Annotated in this window: 4 protein-coding genes; 1 reads left to right on the forward strand and 3 read right to left on the reverse strand. The window is 71.0% G+C overall.

Annotated elements, in window-relative coordinates; genetic code table 11:
• Nucleotides 1–740, reverse strand: a 740-nt coding sequence (locus tag ACI3KX_RS21825) for a potassium channel family protein (protein WP_404911061.1), incomplete at its 3' end; no start/stop codon positions are given.
• 114 nt (nt 741–854) lie between these two features.
• Between ACI3KX_RS21825 and ACI3KX_RS21830 the strand changes: the two genes are divergently transcribed.
• Entirely contained in the window at nt 855–2,198 is a 1,344-nt protein-coding gene (locus ACI3KX_RS21830; RefSeq protein WP_404911062.1) for an ion channel protein, read from the forward strand.
• On the opposite strand, the gene ACI3KX_RS21835 is transcribed toward ACI3KX_RS21830, so the two are convergent.
• Together ACI3KX_RS21835 and ACI3KX_RS21840 are read right to left on the reverse strand one after the other, a co-directional pair.
• A complete protein-coding gene (locus tag ACI3KX_RS21835) occupies nt 2,187–3,287 on the reverse strand; it encodes a DUF998 domain-containing protein (RefSeq protein WP_404911063.1) in 1,101 nt (366 codons plus the stop codon). The two genes, ACI3KX_RS21830 and ACI3KX_RS21835, sit on opposite strands and share 12 nt — an antisense overlap.
• 45 nt (nt 3,288–3,332) lie before the next feature.
• On the reverse strand, nt 3,333–4,429 hold a 1,097-nt coding region (locus ACI3KX_RS21840), incomplete at its 5' end, for an AI-2E family transporter (RefSeq protein WP_404911064.1).

The raw sequence follows: 4,429 nt of genomic DNA on the forward strand, positions 1-4,429 counted from the left end.
GGAGCGCCGCCTGCGCGCGCACCGCCCGCACCGCCTCCGCCGGCGGCGCTCTGCGCCGTGAGAGCGTCGATCTTCTCCATCAGCGCCCGCACCTGCGCACGCGTCGCTGGCTCCTGGTCGTCGTGTGCGCGCGACGCGCGCTCGAGCACCCACGAGGCCAGGGTCGCGGTGATCACGCCGGCCAGCGCCACCCCGCCGAGCATGAGCGCCACGGCGACCCAGCGGCCGGCATCCGTCATCGGCACGTAGTCGCCGTAGCCCGTCGTCGTGACGGTCACACACGCCCACCACACCGCGATAGGGAAGGTCGTGATGTTCGCGTCGGGAGCGTGACGCTCTGCTTCGAGCACCGCGAGCGACGCGAGGTAGATCAGGATGACGGAGGCCCCGGCGCCGTAGACGAGGATCTGCGTGCGCAGCACACCGCCCGCGGTCGTCTTCATCCCCGGCAGCCGGGTCATGAAGCGCAGGAGGCGAACGAGGCGCAGGACGGGGATCAGCGCGAACGTGAGCGCAGACAGGTGATGGCGGAACCACCATCGCCGATTCTTCGCGAGCGCCAGTCGCACGAGGTAGTCCGCGATGAACATGGCCCAGGTGACCAGGATCACTGTCGAGGCGACCGCCCGGCCAGGACCGTGCAGATCCGCGATCACGCGCCACGAGTACGCGACGAGGTACGCGAGTGAGGCGATCATCAGCGGCACCTCGGTGCGCTTGTGCCAGGCGGTCTCCTCCACATGCGAATTGTGCACCGGATGTCGCCACCCGGCGCACCGGCGCGCCCGCCGCCGCGCAGGATCGCCTCGCGCGGCAGTCGCCCCACTCGCACCGCTACCGCTATCGTGTGCCCCATGCCCGGCCCCACCGCCGCCTCGCCCGCACCGGCCACGCCGCCGGGTCCGCAGCTGACCGTCCGCCGTCTGGTGCTGCTGTCGATCCCCGCTCTCCTGATCGGCGTGCTGTCGGCGCTGTCGCTCTGGCTGCTCGAGCAGATCGCCGATCGGCTCGACGACGTGCTGTGGACGAACACGCCTCAGGCGCTGGGCATCGCCCCCGACGCACCGTGGTGGATCTTCACGGTGCTGACGGCGACCGGCATCGCGGTCGGCCTCGTCGTGTGGCTCGTTCCCGGCCATGCCGGCCCCGACTCCGCGACTACCGAACTCGCCGCGAAGCCGCTGCAGCTGTGGGTGCTGCCCGGCCTCGTCGTCGTCGTCATCCTCAGCCTCGCGGGCGGGGTGAGCCTCGGCCCCGAGAACCCGATCATCGCCGTCAACGTCTCGCTCGCGATCGCGCTCGTCGCGCGCATCGCCAAGGCGGTGCCGCCCGAGCTCACCGGCGCGCTCGCGATCTCGGCGACGATCGGCGCGCTCTTCGGCACCCCCGTCGCCGCAGCGCTCGTCTTCACCGGCATGGTCGGAGAGTTCAAGATGGGCGGGTCGCTCTGGGACAAGCTGTTCCTCCCGCTCGTCGCGGCCGGAGCCGGGTCCGTGACGACCTTCCTCCTCGGCGGCGGATTCGGCACGGCGACGCCCCTCGCCCCCTACGGGACGCCGCAGGCCTTCGACCTGCTCCTCGGCGCGATCGTCGCGTGCGCCGCCGCCGCTTTCGGGCTCGTGGGCATCTACCTCTTCCCGCTCGTGCATCGCGCGTTCCACGCGCTGCGGCATCCGATGCTCTACATCACGCTCGGCGGGGTGGTGCTGGGGCTGCTCGGGATGATCGGCGGACCGATCACGCTGTTCAAGGGCCTCGAGCAGAGCGGCGAGCTCCTCGCCGACCCCGATGCGTATCCGCCCGGTCAGCTGGCGGTGATCCTGCTCGTCAAGATGGCGGCGCTCGTGGTCGCGGCGTCCGCGGGCTTCCGCGGGGGCCGCATCTTCCCGGCGGTGTTCCTCGGAGTCGCAGCGGGGATGCTGGGGGGCGCGCTGCTCCCCGGCCTGCCGCTGTCGCTCGCGGTCGCCTGCGGAGTGCTCGGGCTCGTGCTGGCGATCGCCCGCGACGGCTGGGTGGCGCTGTTCGTGGCCGTCGCGATGGTCGGCGACATCACGGTGCTGCCGATGCTGTGCATCATCGTGCTGCCGGCCTGGCTCGTCGTCACCTGGGCGCGCGAGATGCTCATCACCCCCGCCGACCTCGCGCGCGAGCGCCCGGAGGCCCCGCTCCCCTGGACCGGAGCCCGCTCAGCCGGCTGACGGCTCGCGGCGCGCGTCCTGCGCCAGGGCGGCCGCATTGCGGATGAACAGCACGATCCAGGTGAAGACCAGGATGCCGGCGACGAGCTCGACGGCCGTCAGCGTGTAGTAGCCGATGAAGAAGAACACCGCGAGCAGCAGCGTGACGGCGAGGAAGAGCCACCCGAGGGCGACGAAGGCCCGCGGCATCGACGGGATCCACCGCGGCAGCGCGATGACGAGCACGCCGAACGCGACCACCATGCCCGATGCGACGCTGGTGTGGAGCGCGAAGAACCGGTCCACGGGGAACAAGCCGACCATGCCCAGGAACACGCCGACCACGATGAGCGAGACACGCACGCGGGCGATGCCGTGGGGGTTGGTGGTGGGGATGCCGCGCGTGGAGTACCGCGCGAGCGTGGTCACGAGGAAGCCCGCGACGATGATCGTGATGTTGAACGCGAACGCCGACACGTTGGACGACATGCCGAGAGCGCTGAGGTTGTCCTTCCACCAGTTGGGGTCGCTGGCGGTGAGCATGCTGGCGAGCACGCCGAAGACGAGGAACACCGCGAGGACGACCGCGAGCAGCTGCAGATCCATGTGGGTTGCGGAGTAGAACGCGAGATACGCCGTCATCGCCGAGGTGGCGCCGGCGAGGATGAGCACGGGCAGCGCGAACACCTCGGCACCGATGAACGCGTCCTCGAGGATCACGGCCAGCAGCGTCCAGCCGAGCAGGGCGATGACGGCGTGGGCGAAGGCCAGTGCCGCGACGTCGACATAGTCGAGGGGCTTCAGGCGCCGGTGCACGCCCTGCCGGTGGGCGAGGATCCGGCCGCCGATCACCGCGAGGAACGCCACGACGCCCGACGCGATCGCCGCGAACTGCCCCACCGAGCCCGGGCCCGAGATCGGCGCCGCCTGGAAGCCGAACGCGACCATCGCCACGAGCGCCACGACGACGAACGAGACCGCGCCGACGCCGAGGGCGAGGGACTCGAGCGAGCGCTCGCTGACCCGGTCGAAGACGCGGGGCCGGTGCGGCCGCGACGGATCCGCCGGCTGCCCGTCGGGTGAGGGCAGATCGAGCGAGGTCTGAGTCATGACTGCCTCCGTGAGGATGTGATGCGGACGGTGTGGAGCGGTCGATCAGGGATGCATCAGCGGATCGCGCGCCGCCGAGGCCGGCGTGGCGGTGCGGTCGCCCGACAGCCACCGCAGCCACAGCGACCCCGGATCTCCCTCGAGCACGAGCGCCCGGACGAAGAGCGTGAGGGGGATGGACAGGATCGCGCCGAGCGGGCCGATCACGAATGTCCAGAAGATGACCGAGAAGAAGCTCAGCGTCAGGCTGAGGTCGACCGCGTCGCTGACGAACTTCGGCTGCACCAGCACCTGGAGCACGACGTTGACGACAGAGTAGATCGCGATCACGGCGAGCAGCATCGGCCATCCGCCGACCACGAAGGCCAGCACGGCGGGCGGGATCAGGCCGAGCACGAAGCCGATGTTCGGGACGAAGTTGGTCACGAAAGCGAGCACGGCCCACACGATCGGCGCCGGCACGCCGAGCGCCCAGAGCGCCAGGCCGTCGATGATCGCCACGACGGCGCCGAACGATGCGTTCACGACGTAATAGCGACGGATGCCGGTGTTCAGGCGTCGGATCCGGGCCAGCGCGGGGCGGCGGCCGACGCCGAACACGCGCTCGGCATCGCGATACCGCGCCGCGTCGGCCGCCATGAAAATGATGTAGGACACGACGAAGAAGAGGGCGGTCGCGACGCCGATCACCGTGCCGCCGACGCTGGAGACGAGCCGGACGATCGCGGAGGGATCCAGGACGGATGCCGCGGCATCCGTCGCCTCTCCGTCGAGTCCGACGGACTGCAGCCATGACACGAAGCCGTCGGCGCTGCTGCGCAGCTGGTCCACGTAGTCGGCGACCAGCCGGGCGAACTGCACGCCGGCGACCCACAGCAGCAGTCCCATCACCACGAGCACGAGGTAGGCGACGAGGATGACGGCGGTGGTGCCGGTCCAGCGCGGCCAGCCGCGGCGCTCGAGCGGCCGGCGGACGGGTTCGCAGATGACGACGAGCACGACCGCGAGCGCGAGCGGTCCGATGAGGCTGCGGGCGAAGTACACGCCCGCGAGGATCACGACCGTCGTCGCGAGGACGAAGAGCACGCGCAGCCCCGGCGAGAGAGCGGGAGGCGGAGGGGCGGGCGCGGGGCGGGTCACGC

Origin of the sequence: Microbacterium sp. ZW CA_36, assembly GCF_044987475.1 — a bacterium.
Lineage (GTDB): Bacteria > Actinomycetota > Actinomycetes > Actinomycetales > Microbacteriaceae > Microbacterium.

Excerpts from the sequence above, each read along its gene's own strand:
- ACI3KX_RS21835 (WP_404911063.1), bottom strand. The coding sequence starts at position 3,287 with ATGACTCAGACCTCGCTCGATCTGCCCTCACCCGACGGGCAGCCGGCG.
- ACI3KX_RS21830 (WP_404911062.1), top strand. The coding sequence starts at position 855 with ATGCCCGGCCCCACCGCCGCCTCGCCCGCACCGGCCACGCCGCCGGGT.